Raw genomic sequence first — 22967 nt, 5'->3', positions numbered from 1 at the left:
TCAACCACCGTCCGGCGCGCGGAAGGTGCTGCCCGCGTCCTGCTGGTACGGCGTGCCCTGCCACTGCCCGGAGTCGAGGATCCGGCTCGGGTCGTGGGCGACGAATCTCCATGGTCCGACGTAGACGTTGTCGTGCCAGCGGTTGTGCTGCTCGCGGGTGATCGCCTCTGCCACCCGTTCGCCCTGGTACGGCGACCAGTCCGGGTAGGTGCCGTAGTTGGCCAGCACCGCCATGCGGTCGCACTTCACCGTGCAGTCGACGACGGACTTGTCCAGTACGAAGCGGTTGCCGTGGATGTCCACCCTCTGGGTCTTCCACCGGCAGTCGGCGTAGAGCGGTGCGGTGGCGATCGCCGGCTGTACGCAGCGGTCGGTGTGCTTCACCAGCAGCGTGCATTCACCGGACGAGGTGTTGGCCGGGCTGTTGCAGAACCGGTCGGCGTTCTCCCACAGGGTGATCCCGGACCAGTTGTTCTCCAGCACGTTCCGATAGATCTCGATCTTGTCCGTGCGGGCTGGGATCCGTGGTTCGCCGCCGGACTCGGAGAGGTAGATGGTCGCGAACGGGAAGGTGTCGCCGCGGTCGGCGTACTTGCGGCCCTCGACCCAGTTGTTGCGCCGGATCGTGTTCTTCCGGATGACCGCGTTGTAGCTGGTCTCGTAGATCAGCGCGGCACCGTCGTTGTCCTCGAGCACGTTGTCCTCGATGAGGAAGTCGTTGTTGTCGGTGTCCGCCCACAACCCGACTCCGCGGTTGTCGTGCACCCAGTTGCCGCGTACGTCGGCGCCGTTGACGGCCCAGAACTTGATGCCTCCGGTGCAGCCGCAGCCCGGCCGCCGCCGCTCCCAGTCGTCCCTGTTGTTGCCCACGATCTCGTTGCCCTCGACCACCAGACCGGTGATCCGGCCGGTGGCCTGGTACGCGTTCATGCCGTACTGGCCGTTGCCGCGCAAGCAGTTGGCGAGAACCCGCTGGCGGGCACCGGCCATCAGCCCGGCGCCGGAGTTGTTCTGGATCGTCGCGTGCTCGATCACCCACCCGTCGGCCGAGTCGTGGTTGACCACGCCCTCGTCGCGCGGCGCGACGAAACCCTGCACGGTCAGGTAGCGGATGGTGACATCGCGGGCGGTGCCGGCGAACGCGTACTGGTTGGTCTTCCGGCCGTCGAGTACCGCGCCGGGCGCGCCGAGGTAGGTGTTCCCCTGTTTGGGGACGACCTGGGCGTAGCGGTCCGGCTCGAGCCGGTGCTTGCCCGGTCGAAGCCAGAACGTGGTGTGCGGGGGGTTGCTCCTGGTCTTCGCGGCCAGGTCACCGGTCACCGCGGGGTCGACCGTCACCGCGCCCGCCGGTGCCGTCGCCGGACCGGCCGAGGGCTTGGCGCACACCCGGGCCACGGGTGTGGATGGCGCGGCGGTCGGCTTCGGCCGCGCGGCCGGCGTGCTCTCACAGCCGGTCGCCGCGAGCAGGGCCAGCGCCAGCAGTGCCGCGGGCAACGCCCGGTGCCGCCACTTGATCCCCAAGCGTCCTCCCTAGCCGCGGAACCTGAGTACGGTGGTGAACCCCTCCGTGCCGTCGGCGAAGCCGGTGCCGACGAGCGTCGTGGTGGGTTCCTTGCGCCCGAAGCCGACGGAGTACCAGCCCAGCGGCGGGTCACTCTCGCCGCGATGGGCCGTCCAGCACAGCCGTTCGGGCAGGTCGAGCGCCGCGGAGCGGTCCTCACCGTCCCGGGTCCAGGCGAGCACCGCCCGGTTCCCCACCAGGTCCGCGGTGATCGCCGGGCCGAGGTGGAAGGCCAGCCGTACGGCTCGGCCCGGGCCGCGCACCTCGTCCACCACCCTCAGCTCATGGCTCGCGGCCGTCAGTTCCACCCGGCGGCGGTGCACGGAGCCCTGGTAACCGTCGTGCTCGGCACACCAGCGGGCCGTCCCCCCGTCGGAGGCGTCGGACGGGTCCGCGGCCAGGACGCGGCTGCGGGCATGCCGGGTCCACAGGAACGGGCCACCGGAGACGGACTGGTCACCGCCGTCCAGTTGCAGGGTGTTGTGGCCGAGGGTCGACCGGAAGTACTGCCGCCACTCGGGCTGCCCGTGGTAGCAGTACGTCCCCGGGTCGGCGAGCACGTCGACCCCGTCGTGCCGGACTTCCACGGACAGCGCGTCCGCGTGAGCGTGCGCGGCGATGGACAGGAATCCGTGCGGACCACCGTCGCAGCGGCACCAGATCTCCTCCGGACCGCGCAGGATGGTCATGCCCGCGTCGGGGAAATGCGCCGGTCGGCTTGCCGGCCGGGACACAGCCGGTGCGGTTCCCTTTTCCGAGTACGGCCGGATGAGCGCGGCCAGCAGCGGGGTGCGCACATCGGAGCCGGTCACCACGGGCCACCAGGCGAGCCGGCCGAACACGGCGTCCCCGGTGGCCAGCAGCGAGGCCCAGCGGTCGGTGCCCGGGCCGTCCACGATCAGGCCGTGCCCGTCGTCCGCGTCCCCCTGGCGCGGTGGCCGTAACCGGTTGTCCACGACGGCCGCGAGCGCGTCGGTCATCCGCAGCAGTACCAGCCGGATCGACGCGGGGACCGGCACGCCGGCGGCATCCGCCTCGGCCACCGCGGCCAGGCCGAGCTCCAGCACCAGTCCGTGGTACTCGGTGGCCAGCTCGCGGTTGAGGCCGGAGCCGAAGGTGTTGCCGCGCAGATGCCGCTCCAGCGACCGCAGCGCGCCGGCTCGCCAACGTGCCGAGGAGGGGAACCACCCGAACGCACAGGCCCCGGCGAACTGCCCGGCGGCTTCGGCGATGACGTGGTTGTTCGCCGAGGACCCCCGGCTGGGGAAGGCGGCGAGCCAGCGCTGGTGGTGCCAGATCTGGTTCAGCGCCACCGGGTTGCCCTCGAACAGCCCGGCCGCGCCCGGCCATTCGTCGAGCAGCCGGCGGATCCACACCCAGGACAGCAGCCGGATGCCCAGCTCGATGCCGCTGATCCAGTGCACGCCGCGCAGCGGTGGGTTGGCCGTCCACCAGGAACGCAGGTGCTCGGCCACTCGCTCGGCGTACCGCTCGTTCCCGGTGATCGCGTAGGCGGCGGCGAGCACGGTGAGGTACTGATGCCGGGACAGCTCCCAGATCTGCTTGATGTCCCCGACCGCGTCCTCGTTCCGGTACGGCACGTCGAAGGCATAGCCCCACGGAGCCCGGCGCCCCGTCTTCGGGTCGCACCACCAGTCCGGGTCGTCCAGGTCGTCGCGGACCACCCCGAAAAACTCGGCGTGCCCGTACATCAGCCGGTCCGCCTCGGCGATGAGACGTTTCGCGGCGTCCGGAGGTATCGCGGCGATCGCCCCGACGGGCAGTACCGCGGTGAACCGGGCGCCGCTCACGCTCGGGCAGTCCGGCCGCGCCGACCGCCACCGCCGCCTGCGCACCGCGTCACCCACCCGGCCGCCGACCTCCCGCGGTCCCATCCGGGACAGCCGCCGCAGGTACCAGCCCGCGCTCATGGTCATCGCGCCCTCGCCAACGTCACCGGCACGCCGCCGGCCAGGCCGGTCCGCACGGCGAGGGTGGCCGCCGTGGTGGCGACCAGCGACTCCAGCGGCACAGGCATCGGTCCACCGGTCCGCACGGCCTTGACGAACGCGGCCAGCTCGGCGGACTGGCCCTTGTCCCGAGCCTGGGGCAGCCGCGAACTGACCCACCGCTTGCGGCCGGCCCCGCCGTCCGAATACAGCGAGGCACGGACGAAGTCGTCGAGCCGCAGTACCTTGCCGTCGGCGACGAGGTCCAGCGTCTCCTTGGGGAAGCCGGCCGCGCCGGTGGTGACGTAGCTGATGGTGGCGGTGGACCCGTCCGGGTAGCGCAGCACGACCTGCAGGTCCTCGTTGCCGGACGTGGCGACCGCGTACACCGATACCGGGTCGGCCTCGAGCAGCCAGCTCGCCGTGTCGATGAAGTGTCCGCCCTCGCCGGCGAAGCGCGAGCCCTCGGTGCCCTGTTGGAGGTACCAGCTGCCGTGCTGCAGCCGGCCCGCGTTGACCAGGTAGCGCAGGCTCGCCGGACCGGTCCGGGCGCCGAACCGCTTCCTGGCCTCCTGCAGCAGCGGCGCGAACCGGCGGTTGAAGCCCACCTGCAGCCGGTCGTTGCCGGATTCCTCCACCGCCGCCAGCACGCCCGCCAGCTCGTCCTCGGTGAGTGCCAACGGCTTCTCCACGAACACCGTCTTGCCGGCCAGCAGCGCCCTGCGGGTCAGGTCCGCGTGTGAACTGTGCCGGGTGACGACGAACACCGCGTCGATGGACTTGTCGCCGAGTACGGCGTCGAGATCGGTGGTCGCCTCGGTGAAGCCGAACTTCCGCTGCGCGTTGGCCGCGGACAGCGCCGTCGTGGTGACGACCGTGGCCAACTCGACACCGTCGCGCTGTCCCAGGTGCGGCAGCAGCATCGACGTCGCGTAGTTTCCCGCGCCGACGAACGCCAGCCGCACCGGCGCATGGGCGGACCGGACCGGTGTGGACGCTCCGCCGCCGCGTCGCACCGCGGGCACGGCCACCACCGGGGCCTCCGCTTCCCCCGCTTCCGCCTTCTGCCCGGGGTACCGGAACAGCACCGCCACGGCCTTCAGTTCACCGTCCTTCAGGCGCTGGTACGTCTCGACGGCGTCCTCGAAGTCGGCGACGTGGGAGACCAACGGCTCCACATCGACGCGGCCGCGGGCGAGGAGATCGAGGAAGCACGCCAGGTTGCGGCGCTCGGTCCAGCGCACATAGCCGATCGGATAGTCCCGCCCCTCGAGCTCGTACTCCGGGTCGTAGCGCCCGGGGCCGTACGAGCGCGAGAACCGGACGTCGAGCTCCTTCTCGTAGTACGCGTTCCACGGCAGGTCCAGGCGGCACTTGCCGATGTCGACGACCCGCCCGCGGTCCCGGCAGAGCCGCGCGGCCAGCTCGACGGGCTGGTTGCTGCCGCCGCCGGCGGCCAGGTACACCTGGTCCACGCCGTGGCCGTCCGTGAGTTCGGCGACGGCGGCCTCCACGCCCGCGGACGCGGGATCACCGCAGGCCGCCGCGCCCAGGCGCTCGGCGAGCTCGCAGCGCACCGGGTCGGGGTCGACCCCGACGACGCGGACCCCCGAGGCGGCAAGCAGTTGCACCACCAGCTGCCCGATCAGCCCGAGGCCGATGACCAGCGCCACGTCGCCGAGCTGCGACTCGCCGCGGCGCACGCCCTGCAACGCGATCGACCCGACGGTGCCGAAGGCCGCGTGCCGCGGCGCGAGGCCGTCCGGCACCCGGGCGTAGAGGTTCTTCGGCACCCAGTTCAGCTCGGCGTGCAACGCGTGCTCGTTGCCGGCGCAGGCCACGAGGTCGCCGACCGCCACGTCGTCGATCCCGGTACCGACCTGCTCGACCACCCCGCACAGCGAGTAGCCCAGCGGCGTGTAGGAGTCCAGCTTGCCCATCACCTTGCGGTAGGTGGCGGGCACCCCGTTGGTGGCCACGCTCTGCATGACCTTGGCCACCTGGTCCGGCCGGGAGCGGGCCTTGCCCAGCATCGACATGCCGGCCTCGGACACCTTCATGAGCTCGGTCCCGGTGGATATCAGCGAGTAGGCGCTCCGGACCAGTACACCGCCCGGCTTGCAGCCCGGCACCGGCACGTCGAGCACCGCAAGCTCGCCGCTCTTGTAGTTCTGGACAACCTGTTTCACCCGAGCTCCTCTTGTTTCAACGCCGTCAAGCCGCTTGGTTCTGGCCGGAGCCAGAGGTCGCGCCGCGATACCAGTACTCGAGCGTCAGCACATGCCACAGATGCTTGGAGAAGTCCCGCTGCCCGGCGGCGTCCTCGGCGACCATGCGCGCCAGCGCGTCGCGGCGCAGGAGCCCGGAACGGACGAGCGCGCCGTCGTTGACCACCTCACGCACCAGCGGTGCCAGATCCCTGCTCATCCACGCCCGCAGCGGCGCGCTGAACAGGCCCTTCGGCCGGTACACGATCTCCCGGGGCAGGATCGAGCCGGCCGCCTCCTTGAGGACGACCTTGCCCTGCCGTCCTACGATCTTGCGGTCGCCGGGCACGGCGAACGCCGCCCTGACCACCTCGACGTCCACGTACGGCACCCGCACCTCGGTCGAGGCGGCCATGCTCGACCGGTCGGTGTAGGCGAGGTTCAGGCCCGGCAGGAACATCCGGGTGTCGCCCAGGCACATGCGGTTGACGAAATCGTCGAGGTCGTTGTCCTCGTAGATGTCCGCGTGCTCGGTCAGCACGTCCTCGACCGTCCCGGCCAGATCCGGATTGACCAGGGCGAGCAGCTCGTCCTGGTCGTACATGGTGTAGCTGCGCCGGAACGCGGTCTCCTCCGGCAGATCGGCGAAGGAGAGGAACCGCTTCGCGAAGCGCACCGACCGGTACCCCCGCCGGGCCGTGGCGACCGGCAGCCGGTCCACAACCGCGGACAGTCCGCGCCGCAGCGGCCGCGGGACGCGCTGGTAGCGCAGCGCGATCAGGTTGGCCAGGTGCTTGCGGTAACCGGCGAACAGCTCGTCGGCGCCCATCCCCGAGAGCATCACCTTGACCCCGGCCTCCCGGGCGGCCGAGCAGATCAGGAACGTGTTGATAGCGGCGGGGTCGCCGATCGGCTCATCCAGGTGGTACGTCATCCGCGGCAGCAGGTCGAGCACCTTCGGAGCGATCTCGATCTCGTGCAGGTCGACGCCGAACCGCTCGGCCACCTGCCGGGCATAGCGCAGGTCGTCCGGCATCGCCTCGAACCTGGCGTCCTCGGCGCGGAACCCGATCGTGTAAGCCGAGATCCCGGGTCGGTCGCGGGCCGCCAGCGCGGTCAGGTAGCTGGAGTCGAGACCGCCGGAGAGGAAGGTCGCCACGGGTACGTCGGAGAGCAGGTGGCGCCGGGTCGACTCCTCGACGATGGCTGCCAGGTCCGGCTGCTCGCCGTCCCGGGCGCGCTCGCGGCCCTCGGCGGCGACGTCCCTCAGGTTCCAGAACCGGCCTCGCTCCACCCGGCCGTCGGGCCGGCACCGGAGCCAGCTCCCCGGCGGCAGCTTCTCCGCCTCGCGGAACGCGCACCGTGAGTCCGGCACCCAGTAGTACAGCAGCGAGGCCACCAGTGCCGCATGGTCCACCTGCAGCGACCCACCGGTCACGGCGGCGAGCGCCTTGAGCTCGGAGGCGAACACCAGACCCTCGCCGCGCCGGAGCAGGAACAGCGGCTTGATGCCGAGCTGGTCGCGGGCGAGCACCAGCTCACCGGTTCGCTCGTCGAAGATCCCGAACGCGAACATGCCGCGCAGCCGGGGCAGGCACTCCGTGCCCCAGCGCCGCCAGGCCTCCAGCAGCACCTCGGTGTCGGAGGTGCCGCGGAAGCGCACCCCGGCGGCTGCCAGCTCGGCACGCAGCTCGGGCGCGTTGTACAGCTCGCCGTTGTACGTCAGGACGAGGCCGTCGGAGGCCATCGGCTGGGCGCCGGTCTCGGACAGGTCGACGATGGCCAGCCGGCGATGCCCGAGGTGCACTTCGCCGTCACCGAGGGGGTGGCTGTACCGGCCCGCCCCGTCCGGACCGCGGTGGGCGAGGGTATCGGTGAGCCGGTCGGCCACGACCTTTCCGTCCGGCCACCGGTAAGTGCCTGCGATGCCACACATGTCTAGCGCGCCTCCTGGTCGCTGTCCGGGACGCGTGCCGCCCACGTCGGCTGCCGCTCGGCCCGCCGCCGGCCGGTCCCGTTCTGCCGGGCCGGCGGCTCGTTCTGGCCGCGCGGCGCGGTGTGCGGCCCGTCCCACAGCGTGCCGTCGGTCCGGTCGCGCGGATCGGGGTCGATCAGCACCACACCGATCACCGGAATGCGCTGGTCGGCGAGTTGCCGCGCCACGGTGTGCAGCCATGCGGCACTGCCGTGCCCGGCGCGCACGACGAGCACGGTCCGGGTGCCGAGGTACCGCAGGTCGGTCCACGCCGTGCCGGGCGCCACCGAGCCGACACCGAGCCGGCGCTCCTGCTGCGACACAGCCGCGGCACGCTCGCCGCTGACCACGGTCGGGTCTCCTGGTTTAGGGCGGCGCTTGGCGAGCTGCAGGCCGGGCAGAGCGTCGACGACGACCAGCGGCCCCTCCGCCGACAGCGCCCTGGCGAGGTCCAGGGCGATCACGCTCGCGCTGCGCGCGCAGCCCAGTTCCAGCAGTGACACCGGTTCCGCGGAGCTGTGCACGCGGGCCAGTGACGCGGTGAGCCGTTCGCGTGCCGCCCGGATCCGTCGGCGTCGCCACAGCCTGGCCGACCGGCGGGGCAGCTCCGCGATGACCGAGGCGCCGAGGTTCGCCGCGATGTCCCGGCGGAGCACGGGGCGGTCCGCCACCACCGTGCCGACTGCGGCCACCGCGAGCCCGAGGAGAAGCCCGAGGACGAGCCCGATCGCGGCGTCGGCGGCAGCGGTTTTGGGCAGAGAATGCGGCACGGCGCGCGGTGCGTCCACGACCTGTGTGCCGACGATGAGCTGGGGCGTGCCGATGCGCGCGTCCGCGGCGCGCTGGCTGAAATCGGTGATCCGCGAGGTGAGTTCGGCCCGGCTGGCGAAGAGCGACTCCAGGTTCGCCGACGCCTTCGGCCCGCTCTGCGACGATCCGTCTCCGATCGCCTTGTTGACCTGGGCGAGTTCGCCCTGCATCCGGTCACGCTCGTCGAGCAGGGCCTTGGCCTCGGCGTTGGTGGCGTCCTTTATCCGCGTCACATGGTCCGCGACGAACGCGTCGGCCAGCGCCTTGGCGCGGGCCACCGCCTCCGCGTCGCTGTCACCGGTCACCGTGATCTGCAGCAGGTTGTTGGTCAGGCCGACAGCCCCGTACTCCTGCAGGAAGTCCTGCGGTTTTTCCGGGGACCCGAGGGACTGCAGGGCTTTGGCGGCGATCCGCGTGGTCTGCAGCAGCCCGACGTCGGTGCGGATCAGTGTTCCGGGATCGTTCGGCTGGTCCTCCTGATGCGCTACCAGCACCTTGGCCACGGCGGTCGGCGGCGGCGGCAGCAGGACCGCCGCCGCCGTGCCGACGAGCAGCCCCAGCAGCGCCATGGAGCACCAGAGGCGGCGCCGCCTCCGCACCGCCACCACCAGCGCCTGGAGGTCGAGCAGCGGAGCGGCGGCCGACGACTCCGAAGTCGTACTCGTCGTCACCCTGAACTTCCCTTCACGTCGTTGCCCACCGCGAGCACCGGCGTGGCGGCATCCCGAGGACGGCCGGCGGATCGCGTCGCACGGGCCCGGACCGGGCCGGCCAGGACGATGCCGACGACCTCGTGCTTGGCGTCCGCACACGCCTCGGCGATGCCGGCGAGCTCAACTGCGGTCCAGGCGCCCGCGCTGAGCACGACCAGGGCACCGGACTCGTTGTCGCGGTCCGGCACCAGCGGCCGGGACACCGAGACCCCCACCACCCGCAGCACGGGGTATCCGCTGCTGGAAGTGCCGGAGGAAGGATCGCTCCCGGCCTCGGCGACGAGCTGCCCGGCGGCCCGGCGGGCGATCTCGTCGCCGTCCGGGACGACGACCAGCAGCCTTCGGGGGGCCGGTAGTTGGTCCCGGAGCCGGGCGCACACCCGCCGGTAGCGGATCCGTCTGCCGGCCTCGTCACCGGATGTCTGGGGGGTCGGTATGTCCCACCGGGTGTCGACGCCCAGCAGCCGGCGGATCCGGGCCCGACCGCCCCGGCCTTCCGGCCGGTGCCCGGACCGTTCACGAGGTACGTCGACGGTGCCCAGCAGCGTCGAGCCCAGCGCCGCGGCGATCTCCGGTTCGCTGCGCAGTCGGCGGCTCATCCGGGCGGCGCTGAGATGGCCGATGACCGCGAGCAGGAAGAAGAGCAGCGCTCCGCCGGCGATGAGCTGTGTCCTCGTCGGCGGGGCCTCGCCGGTCGGCCGGGCGGCCGACCCCATGACGACCATGTTCGCCTTGTTGGCAGCCGGGCCGGCCTGGTCCAGCTTGGTGATGGCCTCGTGCAGTGAGGTGCGCAGCTTCTCGAGTTCGGTGCGGGTCTGCACGCTCTCCACGGTCTGCCCCGGATCGGCGGCGTCGGCCAGGTCGGTGATGCGGCGGTTGGTCTGCACCACCATTTGCTGCAGTGCCTCGAGCTGCGCCGCCGCTTCGGGGTCGGTGTTGGCGTCCACGATCCGCGCGGCGAATGCGACGAACTGCTGGGCCACCTGGTCGGAGAGCTGCTGAGCGCGCTCCGGGGTGTCGGCCGTGCCCGAGATCTTGATGATGTTCGCGTCGGCGGCCTTGGCGCTCACCCGATTCCGCAGCTCGCTGCCGCTGACCCCATGCCAGTGGAGCGTGGCGGCCGCGCGGTCGACCACCACCGAACTGGTCGCGATCTCCGCCTGAGTCAGCAGCTCACGCTCCTCCCACGCACCCGGCAGCAGAACCGATGCCGACGTCGTGTAGCGCGGCGGAAACAGCAGGGAGGTGCCGTACCCGACGAGCGCACCCACCATGGCGAGGATGGTGAGAAGTCGCCAGCGCCGACGGATAATCCGCCCGATCGTGGCCAGGCGTATCGTGTCATCGCTCAACGGTGCGGCCTCCGTCTTGCACGGTCCGGGTCGCCCGCCGACACCGGAGCGTCGTCGTGGCAGACGGCGGCGTAGGCGGCGAGCAGCGACCGCTGGGAGTTGCGCCAGGAGAGCGATCCGCTGATCCGCTCCTGGCCGATCTTGCCCATCAGGGCCCGTTTCTCCGGGTCGTCCAGCAGCAGCGCGATGAGCCCCGCGAACTCGGCCTCGTCGTTGGCGGGCGCGTAGAGGGCGGCGTCACCGGCGGAGACTCGCGCCTCCCGGAGGTCGAACGAGACGATCGGCCGGCCCATCACCATGTATTCCAGGACCTTGTTCATGGTCGACACGTCGTTGAGCGGATTGTGCGGGTCGGGGGAGAGGCACACGTCCGCAGTGGACAGGTAGCGCACCAGGTCGCTGTCCGGAATGCGCCCGGTGAACTGGACCCGCTCCGAGAGCCCGAGCCGCCGGGACAGCTCCACCATCGCGTCGAAGGTGTCGCCGCCGCCGACGAACACCGCGTGCCAGTCGGTCCGCCCGAGCTCGTCGCGCAGCTTCGCGAGGGCCCGCAAGGCGTAGTCGACGCCGTCCTGCGGGCCCATGACGCCGAGGTAGCACAGCAGATGAGGCTTGCCGCGCTTCAGGTCGGGCTCTGGCGGTACGGGGTGGAACCGGTCGATGTCGGGCGCGCTGCGCACCACGAAAACGTCCTCCGGCCGCCGACCGCCACGGCGCACCGCGACATCCCGGTAGCTCTCGTTCGTGGCGAGCACGACGTCCGCGGCCCGGTAGGTCCGCCGTTCCAGCGCGCACACGGCGCGGTAGAGCAGATCCTTGCCGCGGCCGAACCGGGAGAGGTACAGCTCGGGCACCAGGTCGTGCTGGTCGAAGACGAACCGCGCTCCGCGCCGCTTCAGCCACAGCGCCGGAAGGAACAGCAGGTCGGGCGGGTTGCAGGCGTGGACCACGTCGACCGGCCCGACCTTCCGGGCCAGCCGGACCGTATGCCACAACGCCGATCCGTACTCCCGCAGATAGCCGGCCGGCCCTCCGGTGGCCGCACGTAACGGATAGCGGTGGATCCGCACCCCGTCGATCTCCGCCTCCGGCTCCGTGTCGCGCTTGCTGCCCCGGGGACAGATGACGTGCACCTCCCAGCCCGCGTCGCGCAATGTCGTGCACTCCTGCCACACCCGCCGGTCGAAGGGCACCGACAGGTTCTCCACCAGGATCAGCGCACGCCGGTCCGGCCGGTCGCCGCTGGCTGCGTCTTCAAACGATGTGTCACCAAGCAAGGCCCATGTACCCCGGTTCGGCCCGGCGCGCATCGGCGTCGGGGAGGTGGATCAGGTCGACAATCAACGGGCCGTCGTCGCCATGGGGCAGGGCCGACAGCACGGCCGGATCCCTGGTCCCGACGAGGCACACCTCGGCGTGCTCGAGCACCTCGCCGACGGAATCCGCGAGGAGCTGCGCGAGGTGCGGCAGCCGGGTCTCGATGTACTCGCGGTTCGCGCCGAGCAGCCGGGAGAGGCTCACATTGGCGTCGTGGATCCGCAGGTCGTACCCCTTGCCGAAGAGCCTCTCCGCCAGCTCGACGAGCGGGCTCTCGCGGAGGTCGTCGGTGCCGGGCTTGAAGGACAGCCCGAACAGGCCGACCCGGCGCTTGCCGGTGCGCTCGACCAGCTCCACCGCGCGCTGCAGATGGTCGGAGTTGGAGGGGAGCACATGGGCGAGGATGGGCACCGAGACATCGGCCCGCTGTGCCGCGTGGACCAGGCTGCGCAGGTCCTTGGGCAGGCAGGAGCCACCGAAGGCGAAGCCGGGCCGCAGGTAGGCGGGGCTGATGTTCAGCTTGCGGTCGGCCAGGAACACGTCCATGACCTGGTGCGAGTCCACCCCGAGCGCCTGGCATACCGCGCCCAGCTCGTTGGCGAAGCCGATCTTGAGGCCGTGGAACGCGTTGTCCGCGTACTTGATGGCCTCGGCCGTCGGGACCGGCACCCGGAACACCTCGCCGGGCAAGCCGTCGTACAGCGCCCCCACCACATCGCCGCTCGCCGGGTCGAGTTCGCCGATGACGGTCTTGGGCGGGTCGAAGAAGTCCCGCACGCTCGTGCCCTCGCGCAGGAACTCCGGGTTGACCGCGACGCCGATGTCCACCCCGGCCGTTCCGCCGACGTACTTCTCCAGGATCGGTACCAGCAGGTTGAGGCAGGTGCCCGGGAGCATGGTGCTGCGGAACACGACGGTGTGCCGCCCGCCCCGCTCGGCCAGCGCGGCGCCGATCTGCTCGGTGACCCGCTCCAAGTACGTGGTGCACAGGCTGCCGTTGGGTTCCGACGGTGTACCCACGCAGACCAGCGACACCTCGCTGCCGCTGATCGCCTCGCGGACGTCGTCGGTGGCGCGTAACGCTCCCGTCCCCACGACCTCGGCGATGAGCTCGCCGATCCCCTCCTCGACCACCGGGGCCTTGCCGTCGTTGACCAGGTCGACCTTCACCTGGTTCACGTCCACCCCGACGACTTCGTGACCCATGCTGGCCAGGCACGCGGCCGACACGCAGCCCACGTAGCCGAGCCCGAAAACGCTGACTCTCATGACCCGTTCCTCCCCCGAGGCAGGCCCTGCCGGCCCGCGGTCCGCGCGCAGGCCGGACGATGACTCCCGCGCATCAGTAGGCCCCCTGCCCATAGAGCACCGCACGCAGCGTCTTCCACAAGATCACTGTGTCCAGGGCGAGCGACCAGTCCTCCACGTACCGCAGGTCCAGCCGGACCGCCTCCTCCCACGACAGGTCGCTGCGTCCGCTGATCTGCCACAGGCCGGTGAGTCCGGGTTTGACCAGCAGTCGCCGCCGGATCTCCGGTCCGTACGCGGCGGACTCCTCCGGTAACGGAGGCCGCGGACCGACGAGCGACATCGATCCGGTCAGCACGTTGAAAAGCTGCGGGAGCTCATCGATCGAGTACCGGCGCAGCACCGCTCCCACCCGGGTCACCCGCGGATCCCGGCGGAGCTTGAACAGCAGGCCTGCGCCCTCGTTGCGGTCGGCCAGCTCGGCACGTGCCCCGTCGGCCCCGGCGACCATGGTGCGGAACTTGAGAATGGTGAACTCGCGGCCGCCCTTGCCGACTCTGCGCTGGCGATAGAACGCCCCACCCCGACTGTCCAGCAGCACGAGCAGCCCGACGAACACCATCAGCGGCGCGAACAGCATCAGCAGAATCGTTGCGCCTATCCGGTCGACGACCCCTTTGATCGCCCGGCGGCCCCCGGTGAAGGTCGGCATGCTGACCCGCAGCAGCGGGATCCCGAGCACCGCGTCGATGTGCAGCCGAGGGCCGGCCACCTCCATCAGCACGGGGGCCACGATCATCTCGGCGTCGCTGCCTTCGAGGTTCCAGGCCAGCCGCTGCAGCCGGTCGGGCGACCAGTGCGGATCCGGTGTGACAGCGACGACACGGTAGCCCTCGCGGTGCACGTGCCCCGCGACGTCCGCCAGTCGGCCGACGACCGGCACTCCGTCCAGGTGCTCACCGTCGAGCCCGAGACCGTCCGTCGTGCACACCGCGTCCACCCGCCATCCGAGGTGCGGGAACTTACGGGTTCGGCTGATCAGGTCGCGCACGGTGGCCAGGCTTCCGGCGGCGAGCACGGGTCGCAGGCACCGGCCTTCCTTCCGCTGCTTGTGCAGCCGGAGGCGCAGCAGATACCGCGCGGTCATGGTGGTGAGCGCGATCGCGGGGATCGCGACGAAGATCCAGAGCTTGATGTTGCGCGAGGTGAGGGCGATCCCGCCGAGCGCCAGTACGACGGTCGCCGCGAACAGCGAGCGTCCGAGCCGGCGGAATTCCTCGGCGCCCTGGCCGAGCACGGCCGGAGCCCACGACCGGCTCACCGCAAGAGCGCCCAGCACCAGCAGTTCGGTGCCGAATGCGAGAATTCCCCATTTCTCGTGCCAGTTGGCCGCGTCACGGGCCCCGAAGAAGTTGCCGATCGCCGCCACCACGAAGGCGGTCGCCACCGTATCGCTGGTGATCACGGCACGGCGGTATCGCTGCTCCCACTCGATCGCGGGCTGGTTGCTCGACCCGCTCGCCAGACGCTCGCGCGCAGACGGAAACGGGCTGACTAGTCCCCCTTGCCGCACAGAACCCCCCAGGTTCCCAGTGGTTCGACGTTTTCGCCTAACACTGTTCCGGGAGGCCCCCGCCTCCCGCGCCGCGCTGTTCCTCCCCCCGGGAGGCCTCGCCTCCCGCGCATGACATCCCGGCTGTCTCAGTGCAACTCGAACAACCCAACCTGGCGGCAGCGGACTTGAATGCCCAGCCAGACTCTCGAAGTGCGCGGGAACCCGTCGGAACCTCGGGTGCTCTCCGCACCCAGGGCCACTCTCGGGTTCCAGGAACTGATCACCCCCACGTCTGGCGCCGGGGACATGACGGCCGGCTTCTCGTAACGCTGGACCTATAGATCATTAACGGTCGCCTCGTGCCCGAACAGCTGAAGCACGGTCAATCTAGACCATCGGGGCCAGAATGAAGAGAGGGATGTGTGCACTTTGTGATCGAGCTTTGAAGCAGGATGCATCGATCGGAGACCGCCTCCGGGTGCTTTGGTGCCACCGCGCGCTCCAGTGACGCGCCCGGCCCCCGGGTGCGGCTACGACGCGGCAGCGATCGGCGAGCGCCGGCGGGCCTTCCACGGCGCCCGGTTCGGCAAGGCTTCCCGGTGTTCGTGCACTACGGCCTGCCGCTGTGGGTGCCCGAGCCTGGCGGGGCCATCGCCCCGGACGCGCGGCACACGACTCGGCGCCGTCGCCCGCCGTCGCGGCGAACTCCTCGACACGCCGGTCTACGACGGCGCCTACGCCCGCGCCGCTGCCCTGGTCCACGACCGGGGCCGCTCAGCCGAACCGCATCTTCCGGAAGTCCAGCTTGAAGTGGTGGGCCCCTGTCGGCGGCGGCCTGAACCAACGGGAAGGTGGGTCACCGAGAGCGTTTGGCGGCGTTTGCCCGATAACGTTCCAGCAGGCCGATGGACAGTGCCGATGCGGCCATGGGCCCGAACACGGTCGAGCTCGAACCACCGCTGTGATGGCGCTCCCAGAGACGGAATCCGGCCAGCAGGACAACGACTCCGAACAGCAGGACCTGTACGGCCGCGGGGACCAGTGGTACAGCCGTTGGCGCTAAGAGCCCTAACAGAAGTTGTTGATCATGTGACCTTCGGCTTGGACGTTCGTTGGTCCGAGCGTGGGAACAGACGAACTGCGGATCGCCGAGTGGAAGCACCCTCAACGAGAGCGAACCGAACGACTCCCGCAGCACAGCCGACGACGCCACCCCCCCTCGCGTCCCCCGCCACTCTCACCGGCAGCACGAAGTCCTCCTCCGATGCCGACTACTTCAAGGTCACCCTCGCATCAGGCCAGCGCGCCACCGTCCGATGCGCCGTCCCCTCCGGCTACGACGCCGACCTCTACCTCATGGACTCGGCCGGCAGCACCTTGGAGCGCTCCGTCAACGACGGCGCCGGCACCGACGAAACCCTCGCCCTCACACGCACTGAGTCCGGTACCTGCACCTACTACATCGACATCGAGGCTTACAGCGGCGCGGGGACCGCCGCCTATACCTGCCGCTGCGGTCGTTGCGCGCGACGGAGTTCATGGACGGCCGCGGATCGCAGCCGAATTACCGCCACCGCCACCGCGCCGCCCGTTCGTCCGGCCCGCTGCGTCGCCGGCCTGGACGAACATGCGGGGTACTGCGGCGCCGAACGGGCCGAGGCCAGGCCCGGGACGCCTCAGTGGCTGGGTCGCGAGCCGGGAGACACGGTCGCTCCCTGCAGGGCCGTCCGGTCCGTGCCGGTCGGCAGCGCCGGTGCGGTTGCCGGCTGCCGGCGCCGGGCGAGGGATTCCCGGGCGGCCTCGCGCGGGTGACGGCGCTGCCAGTACGGATTGTCGTGCGACAGCTTGCTCGACACGCGCCCATACATGCCGAACGTCAGGATCACCAGCCCCATGACGAAGCTGAAGACGACATTGGTCATGCCGAAGCCGAGGACGTTGGCGGGCCGGTCGAGGATGAAGATGTGGACGAATCCGCTGAGCAGGAACAGGGTTCCCACTGTCATGTTGAGCGTGGAGGCGACGTTGCCGCCGATGGCGGCACCCGCGATCAGGGTCAGGCCGACGGCCACGGAGATCAGGCTCAGGGCGCCGTTGGTCGACATGCCCGCGATGCTGTCCCCGTTCGTGTTGAACGGACTGAGTTCGTCGGCGAATCCGAGGATGCCGAAGACGAGCAGGACCACCCCGCAGAACGCGGAGCCCCAGCGGTAGACGGCGGCCAGGTGGTGGTCGAGGGGGAGTTCGTCCTGGAGCTTCATCGCCCGTCCCTTCTCTTACCGGAAGTCAGGCCCGCGGAAGCGGCGCCTTTTCTTGCGTTTCGTCCCTTCATTCCCTGGAAAGTCACCAAGTGGTTGCACCGCCTTCCTGCGGGGGCGGGATCAGTCGGCCGAGCCCCTGCCGGAGCCGAAGTCGATGTCGGCATGTGCGAGGAGACGTTCCCCGCGAGCAACGCCGTGGAAGCGGCGGACGCTTGAGCGCGATGGGGTGAGAATGGTCGGAAGGGCAGGTCCCCGCCTCCTCTGCCACCGCGAGAAGTCCGGGGCATCAGCTGGTCACGGATCGGAGGCCTGTACCGCCCGCGAGAACCAGCGGAGGGGGCTCAGCCACGGCTGTTCTCCGCCACGTCTTGGAGACAACGGTTCAGCCCGTGCAGCCCGCGACGGGTATGGCTCTTGACCGTTCCCAGCGGCAAGCCGGTGACCTGGGCGATCTGGGTTTGTGTGAGGTCGTTGTAGTAGGCGAGGCTGAGCACGCGCCGCTGAGTCGCGGGGAGCTTCGACAACTCGTGGCTGATCAGGACGCGGTCCAGCACCGCATCGGGCTCACCGGCACGATCCTGCGTGCATACGACGGCCCCCGCTGCCGCCACCAGGTCGGCCCGGCGTGTCCGGGCGTGCAACGCGTCGGCGATCTTGCGCCGGGTGATTCCGACGATCCACGCTGCCAGAGCGCCACGTTCGGGTGCGAAGCCGGCCCGTCCCCGCCAGGCGGCGAGGAATACCACCTGCGTGACGTCCTCTGCCTCAGCCGCGTCCCCCAGAGAGCGTCGGGCCAGGGTGTACACCAGCCGGCCCCATCGGTGATAGGCCCCGGAAAGGGCCTGCTCGTCGCCTTCGGCGAACGCGGTGGCGAGTTCCTCCTCGCCAAGAGACTCATGAACGGGAGCCGTGAGCGGAGCACCCTTGAGGGGCTGCTCGGTCAGCTGCTGTGAGGTCATGGCGACTGCTCCTCGAACAGGGCGGGCTGCGCCATGTCTCCGAAGGGGGGCGACCACTGTGGGTCGTACCGTCTGCGGTGTCCGGCGCACCGGTCCGCGCGGGGCGATTCCGGCTCTGCCACCATCCGAAATATCGATGCAGCGGGCAACTTGCATCGACTGTGCGTCGTATTGGCTGACCGCTCGCGGGCGGCCCGCATGCCGGTGATCGGCGACGGGCACAGACACGCGTGGGTTGACCGCTCCTCCGCGGACGGCGGAACGGACAGGCTGCGCCACCCGCGCGTGGCTTGGGCGTCAGCCCCGGTCAGGGCTGGTCAGCCCTCCCTACCGCGCCGTACTGCCGGGCCAGTGCGTTCGCCATCACATCGATCGAATAGCGCGTGGTGACCAGGTCGCGTCCCGCACGCGCGAAACGCTCTCGCTCTCTTTCGGGCAGGGTCGCCATTTTTGCGGAGTCCGCTTTCCAGCCCTGCCGCACTCGACGTGTCGAGCAGGATGCCGTTCACGCCGTCCCGCAGGTAGTGCGTGACCCCGCCCCGGTGTGGCCGGTCATGCGGGAGCGGGCACCGGCACGGCACGCGTATCGGCCTCAGGCACAGGCGCGTCAGGTGCCGGGCAACGGCACCGGTGTTCCGAACCGCACCGGCACACCAGGTGCGTACAACACGCTGACCGGCGTTTCCTGGGGCCGGGACAGGCCTGCGGCTGCGATGAGCGAGTCGTCCCAGCCGAGCAGGGAGCAGCGGCGGAAGGACCACTCGGGGTGGGTGTTGGGGAGGTAGTAGGAGCGTCCGAACGCATGTCCGTGCAGTCCCCAGCGGTTCGTGAGGAACTCCTCGACGGGGTCCGGCGTCATGGGGGTGCTGGTTACCTCGAGCCACACGCGGGCCCCGGCGTTCGGTGTTCCGCGGCGGCTGGTCCGGTACAGCAGGCGGTTGTCGAACCAGTGGCTGTGGATGCGGGACCACCGGTACGGGAGCCGGAAGGACGCGTCGGCGGCCAGGACGGGCACCAGCCGGTCGCATTCCAGCGAGCGGAACACCACTCCGCGGCGCCCCAGCGCGTCCCGGCTGTAGAGGCGGACGTTGACCTCGTCGAAGGAGCCGAGATACGGGATCGCCGGGGTGTCACCGAAGGCGAGATCGCGCATGCGGAAGAAGACCAGACCGACGTACGTGCGGCCGTTGTGGAGGTCCGGGACGGTTCCGGGCGGCAGAAGACCGGCCACCTGGAAGGGGTCTACAGGCCAGTGCAGGAACACCAGGTCGCGCCAGTTCTGCCGGAAGAGGGTCCGCCGCAATTCCCGCGGCGCGCGAGGGGTCACCGGCTCCACGGGGTGCATGGTCCGGTGGTACCGGCGGGGCGATCCACTGTCGGGCACGGTTGCTCCGCCCTACCGCTCGACGTCGAGCGGGGCGTCACGGCCCGGCTTCACCAGTCGGGCGCCGGCCGAGAGCGCGGCGACGATCGCGTCCACCGCCTCGGCGACGGGCAGCCCCGCCGGCAGCACGGGAGGATTTCCGAGAACGGCTCGGCCGGTGAATCCCGTCTCCACATGGGGCAGACGGATCTCCAGCACCGCGACCCCGGACGCCCGCTGCTCGCGCCGGACCCCCCGGAGCCATGCGGCCAGGCCCGCCTTGGACGCGGCGTAGTCGGCCATGCCCGCCGAGGGCGAGTCGGCGACGACGCCCGTGATCGCCGCGACCACACCGCCCGGCTTGACGACGGGAAGGGCGGCACGCAGAAACGCCAGAGGAGCCAGCGTATTGACGGTGAACAGATGCTCGGCCACGGCGTCGCTCACCGACTCGGCCGGTCCGAAGGCGGCAACGCCGACGCAGACGACGACCGCGTCCAGCCCGCCGAGTTCCCCCGCGGCCCAGGTCACCGTGCGTGCGCACTGCTCGAGGTCGTACGCGTCGAAAGCGCGGGCGGGGGCGTCGCCGCAGGCCCGGGACACGCGGGCGAGGCCTTCGCGGTCCCGGCCCGCAACGGCCACGGCGGCTCCCTGCTCGTGCAGCCGCAGAGCCAGGGCGGTGCCGAGGACTCCCGTTGCGCCGGGAACCAGGATCCCCGCACGGCTGATGACCATGACACACCTCCCGTACCCCGGGTAGCCCCGGGGCATCGGACGACTCGCCTCTCTTCTTCGGCAGGTGATCGATCCCTGGATGCGGCGGTGGACCGCCGCAGGCAGCTCACGCCCGCTCTCCGTTCCGGGCCACGAGCGTGTGACCCGTGAGCTGCACCCGCCGGCTGCGGCGCCCGGCCGGCACTCGCCGCCCCGGACGGCGCGGTCCGGCCCCGTCATCCCGGCCCCTCCCCGTCATATCCCGCCTCGTGGAGCCCAGTTCACACAAAGCGCGCAGGACCGCGCGGCGGCGGCAGAGAGCGGCGCGCCTGCTTCTTCGCGATGAGGCCGCGCTTCGTCGCGAAGAAGAGTGCGTGCGCTCAGCCCGTGCATCCGTGGACGCCACGAGATCGGAAAAGCGGTGAAAGCATCACAAAATGTTTCACCGATCCGTGATGAGAGGGACAGCAATGATCGTGAAGAAGCTGCACGATGCGGGCGTCCAGAGTGAACACGCCTACGCCGCGGCCTTCGGCTCCATCGGCCTTTCGCTCGTCTCCTGGCTAGCGTCCAACAAGCAGGAGAACCTGGAGCGGGCCGACCGTTGGGGCATCTTCGTGGGGGAGTGGGCACCCACCTTCTTCGCCCTCGGGCTGGCACTGGCCAACTACGAGCAGAGCGATTCCGCGGGGGCCGACCACTGATCGGCGGGCCGCATCGGTCACGACCCCGTTCGGCCCGCATCCGCGACCTGCGGAAACGCGCCTCCCCGACCGAGAAGACGCTGATGCGAGACATGGTGACAATGGAGACGAGCTCGGTGACGGAGCTGCTCGGCAGTGGGATCGAGGACGTTTCGGCCAGGGGACGCGTGGGGCCGGGCGGGCCGCCGACATGGCGCGAGCTGGGGCTGCAGTCGATGTCGGCGACACTGGTCGAATCGCTGAGCCAACGGGGAAGCCGCTTCTTCGAAGCACTGTGCCAGTGGCCTCGATGGCATGCACTGAACGAGCGTGCGCTCGCGGTGACGCATCATCCCCTGCTCATGGCCGAGTCCGCCCGTCAGCTCGCCGCCACCCTGGAGTTGCGGTATCTCAAGGGAGCGGATGACAACCGACTCCAGCCCGTCTCGGTGAGCCTGGGAGTGGACCCGAGAGCACAACCGGTCGAGCGCGGCGCCGCATCGGACGTGCTGGTGCACGTCACGGTCAGCGATCTCGTCGTACGAGTGGGTACTGTCGCCGCGTTCCGCCTGACGGCCGAGTTCTTTCACGCCGGCACGCGCTTCGGCGCCTGCGGCATGACGCTGGCCCACCCTTCACGCCCTCGACCGGAGGTGACCTCCACGCCGTATCCGGGCCTGCTGCGTCCCGCCCCGGCCGCCGTGGGAGCGTCGGCCGAACCGGACGTGCTTCTCGCGCGCGGAGCACAAGGGCGACTCGTGATCGCCCCCTGCGACCCTGGGCACCCGGTGCTCCTGCCGGGCCGACCCGCCCTGCTGCCGGCGCTCGCCGTCATGGAAGCCGGAAGGCAGGCGACGCTGCTCTACCGAGGGGCCCTGCCGTCCGCTGTGGCCGGCATCGCTGTGCGGCTCGACGCGCCGGTGCCAAGCCGAGGGGCGGTCGTAGAGGTGGTGGCCGAGGGCGGCGCCTCGCGCTTCCTCGTAAAGGCCGGGGAACAGATTGCCGCCATGGGCACGGTCACCTTGTTGCGACCCTGAACGCAGCAACGGCGATCTGCACGCCGAACCCCTGCCGATCGGCGCCCGCGCCGATATCACCGGACCCGGGTGGTCTGCCGGACAGGCCGTCCGCGGTCCGGCCCGTGGCGGTCCGACGGACCTTCGCCGGAGCTGCCCGTCCGGGCTGCGGCCATACGGGTGTGCTGAAGCCGTGTCAGGCGACCGACCGAAAGCCGATTGACCATGCTGGGCGGACATCAACACGCTGTCCAGCGACGAGGAGTACGGCATGCCGATGGACTCGGTGGCCAGATTTCTGGCGGCTCTGAACCCCCAGGACCGGCAGACGGTCGACGCCGAACCACGCGATGAGCAGGAGCGCCTCGCCGCGGCCTGGGAAAGCGAGCTGGAGGCAGACGCCGAACTCGACACGCTCGACGAGTTGTCGCCGGCTGCGGCGGAAGCAGAGGCGGCCCGTCGTGTCCTGGACCGCAGAGACGGTTGACCCCCTGTGGCACCCGTGCCACCGCGGCCACGGCCAGGTGGCCGATCGCAGACATGGTCAGCTGTGCGGCATGTGGTCCGGCGGGACGGTTTCCGTCTGTCCCTGACCGGAAGGCGAGGGGCGCGATGACGCAGGAGCGGACCGGGGACAGGACGTCGCGGTGAGACCGGGCCCGAGGCGGTCCGGGACAGTACGAGGCCGTGTTGGGCTGTGGTCACGCGGCCGACCTCGGGCGGTCGCCCAGCTCTCCGCCCAAGCGACCGCCCGCTCAACGGCCTGCTTCTGCCGACCCCGCTGAGACCACCGCATGCCGATCGCCTCAGTGCCGCCTTCTGCTGCTCACTAGGCCTCCCGGCCCTCCACCGGTCCCTATCCGGAAACGACCCAGCCGCAGAGGCCTCCACGGGCGTGGAACTGGCGGACCGCGTCGAGAGTTTCTTTCCTTGTCGGCTGGAATGCGACCGGAGTCATACCGTCGAAGTCGATTGGGTGGCGTCGACGGGTTCCTGCTGTGCGGAGTTCAAAGCCTTGCTCGTCGGCGCTGGGGTAGAGCAGGACGGACATTCCGTCGCCCGTGCATGCGGCTATGGAGGCCCACAACTCGTCGCGAACACGAGCTGAGACAGTTGAGGCTCTGGCGGGTCAGCAGATTCAGCCGGGAGTCGGCGGTTGACTCCCGCATCTCCCGCTCCCGCAGAGGACTTTCCGTCACGGCGATCGCGAACGCGTGGCCCAGGCTTGGCCCGTAGCGCGGTACGGGTGGCATCTTCTCGCAGGCGGCTGGTTGATGATCTTGG

17 protein-coding genes and 1 pseudogene are annotated in these 22967 nt (G+C 70.5%); 4 read left to right on the top strand and 14 right to left on the bottom strand.

All coding sequences use genetic code 11. The features are described from left to right. The 9 genes from ACIQRL_RS39745 to ACIQRL_RS39705 form a co-directional block, all read right to left on the bottom strand. On the bottom strand, positions 1-1521 hold the full coding sequence (locus ACIQRL_RS39745) for a right-handed parallel beta-helix repeat-containing protein (protein WP_401341000.1): 1521 nt from the start codon (positions 1519-1521) through the stop codon (positions 1-3). Positions 1522-1530: 9 nt separating this feature from the next. Next, positions 1531-3498 carry an alginate lyase family protein gene (locus tag ACIQRL_RS39740; RefSeq protein ID WP_401340997.1) on the bottom strand — a complete coding sequence of 656 codons (1968 nt, stop codon included), beginning with the start codon at positions 3496-3498 and terminating at the stop codon, positions 1531-1533. After that, entirely contained in the window at positions 3495-5699 is a 2205-nt protein-coding gene (locus ACIQRL_RS39735) for a bi-domain-containing oxidoreductase (protein WP_401340996.1), read from the bottom strand. The genes ACIQRL_RS39740 and ACIQRL_RS39735 overlap by 4 nt, the downstream gene beginning before the upstream one ends. A 25-nt stretch (positions 5700-5724) precedes the next feature. Further along, positions 5725-7653: an asparagine synthase (glutamine-hydrolyzing) gene (gene asnB, locus ACIQRL_RS39730; protein WP_401340993.1), complete on the bottom strand. Its 1929-nt coding sequence runs from the start codon at positions 7651-7653 to the stop codon at positions 5725-5727. A 2-nt stretch (positions 7654-7655) separates the two neighbouring features. Next, complete coding sequence (locus tag ACIQRL_RS39725; protein ID WP_401340992.1) at positions 7656-9173, bottom strand: Wzz/FepE/Etk N-terminal domain-containing protein; 1518 nt, start codon at positions 9171-9173, stop codon at positions 7656-7658. Then, positions 9170-10567 carry a Wzz/FepE/Etk N-terminal domain-containing protein gene (locus tag ACIQRL_RS39720; protein WP_401340990.1) on the bottom strand — a complete coding sequence of 466 codons (1398 nt, stop codon included), beginning with the start codon at positions 10565-10567 and terminating at the stop codon, positions 9170-9172. Before ACIQRL_RS39720 ends, ACIQRL_RS39725 begins: the two co-directional genes overlap by 4 nt. Further along, positions 10564-11844 (bottom strand): glycosyltransferase family 4 protein, encoded by a 1281-nt coding sequence (locus ACIQRL_RS39715; protein ID WP_401340988.1) that lies wholly within the window; start codon positions 11842-11844, stop codon positions 10564-10566. Before ACIQRL_RS39715 ends, ACIQRL_RS39720 begins: the two co-directional genes overlap by 4 nt. Next, positions 11834-13153 carry a nucleotide sugar dehydrogenase gene (locus ACIQRL_RS39710; RefSeq protein ID WP_401340985.1) on the bottom strand — a complete coding sequence of 440 codons (1320 nt, stop codon included), beginning with the start codon at positions 13151-13153 and terminating at the stop codon, positions 11834-11836. The genes ACIQRL_RS39715 and ACIQRL_RS39710 overlap by 11 nt, the downstream gene beginning before the upstream one ends. Positions 13154-13226: 73 nt before the next feature. Next, positions 13227-14705: a sugar transferase gene (locus tag ACIQRL_RS39705; RefSeq protein ID WP_401340983.1), complete on the bottom strand. Its 1479-nt coding sequence runs from the start codon at positions 14703-14705 to the stop codon at positions 13227-13229. A gap of 1023 nt (positions 14706-15728) precedes the next feature. Between ACIQRL_RS39705 and ACIQRL_RS39700 the strand changes: the two are divergent. After that, positions 15729-16091, top strand: a pseudogene (locus ACIQRL_RS39700) (hypothetical protein); the annotation flags it as partial. A gap of 272 nt (positions 16092-16363) precedes the next feature. Here ACIQRL_RS39700 and ACIQRL_RS39695 read toward each other — a convergent pair. The 4 genes from ACIQRL_RS39695 to ACIQRL_RS39680 form a co-directional block, all read right to left on the bottom strand. Beyond that, positions 16364-16948, bottom strand: coding sequence for a DUF4383 domain-containing protein (locus ACIQRL_RS39695; RefSeq protein WP_401340981.1), 585 nt, complete (start codon positions 16946-16948; stop codon positions 16364-16366). Positions 16949-17289: 341 nt separating this feature from the next. Beyond that, complete coding sequence (locus tag ACIQRL_RS39690) at positions 17290-17907, bottom strand: sigma-70 family RNA polymerase sigma factor (RefSeq protein WP_401340978.1); 618 nt, start codon at positions 17905-17907, stop codon at positions 17290-17292. 607 nt (positions 17908-18514) lie between these two features. After that, positions 18515-19252 carry a YqjF family protein gene (locus ACIQRL_RS39685; RefSeq protein ID WP_401340976.1) on the bottom strand — a complete coding sequence of 246 codons (738 nt, stop codon included), beginning with the start codon at positions 19250-19252 and terminating at the stop codon, positions 18515-18517. Between the two features lie 51 nt (positions 19253-19303). After that, positions 19304-20005: an SDR family NAD(P)-dependent oxidoreductase gene (locus ACIQRL_RS39680; RefSeq protein ID WP_401340973.1), complete on the bottom strand. Its 702-nt coding sequence runs from the start codon at positions 20003-20005 to the stop codon at positions 19304-19306. A gap of 449 nt (positions 20006-20454) precedes the next feature. Between ACIQRL_RS39680 and ACIQRL_RS39675 the strand changes: the two genes are divergently transcribed. The 3 genes from ACIQRL_RS39675 to ACIQRL_RS39665 all read left to right on the top strand — a co-directional run bounded on the left by ACIQRL_RS39675 (position 20455) and on the right by ACIQRL_RS39665 (position 22170). After that, entirely contained in the window at positions 20455-20688 is a 234-nt protein-coding gene (locus ACIQRL_RS39675) for a hypothetical protein (protein ID WP_328557983.1), read from the top strand. Between the two features lie 83 nt (positions 20689-20771). After that, positions 20772-21704, top strand: a complete 933-nt coding sequence (locus tag ACIQRL_RS39670; protein WP_401340971.1) for a hypothetical protein — start codon at positions 20772-20774, stop codon at positions 21702-21704. A 250-nt stretch (positions 21705-21954) separates the two neighbouring features. Further along, the gene (locus ACIQRL_RS39665; RefSeq protein WP_389400758.1) at positions 21955-22170 is read left to right on the top strand and encodes a hypothetical protein; all 216 of its coding nucleotides are present in this window, start codon (positions 21955-21957) and stop codon (positions 22168-22170) included. A 369-nt stretch (positions 22171-22539) separates the two neighbouring features. On the opposite strand, the gene ACIQRL_RS39660 is transcribed toward ACIQRL_RS39665, so the two are convergent. Next, on the bottom strand, positions 22540-22770 hold the full coding sequence (locus ACIQRL_RS39660; protein ID WP_401340969.1) for a type I-E CRISPR-associated endoribonuclease Cas2: 231 nt from the start codon (positions 22768-22770) through the stop codon (positions 22540-22542). Positions 22771-22967: the final 197 nt, after the last annotated feature.

This window comes from Streptomyces sp. NPDC091209, from assembly GCF_044757755.1.
Taxonomy (GTDB): Bacteria; Actinomycetota; Actinomycetes; order Streptomycetales; family Streptomycetaceae; genus Streptomyces.
This window is presented reverse-complemented; position numbering and strand designations above follow the sequence as displayed.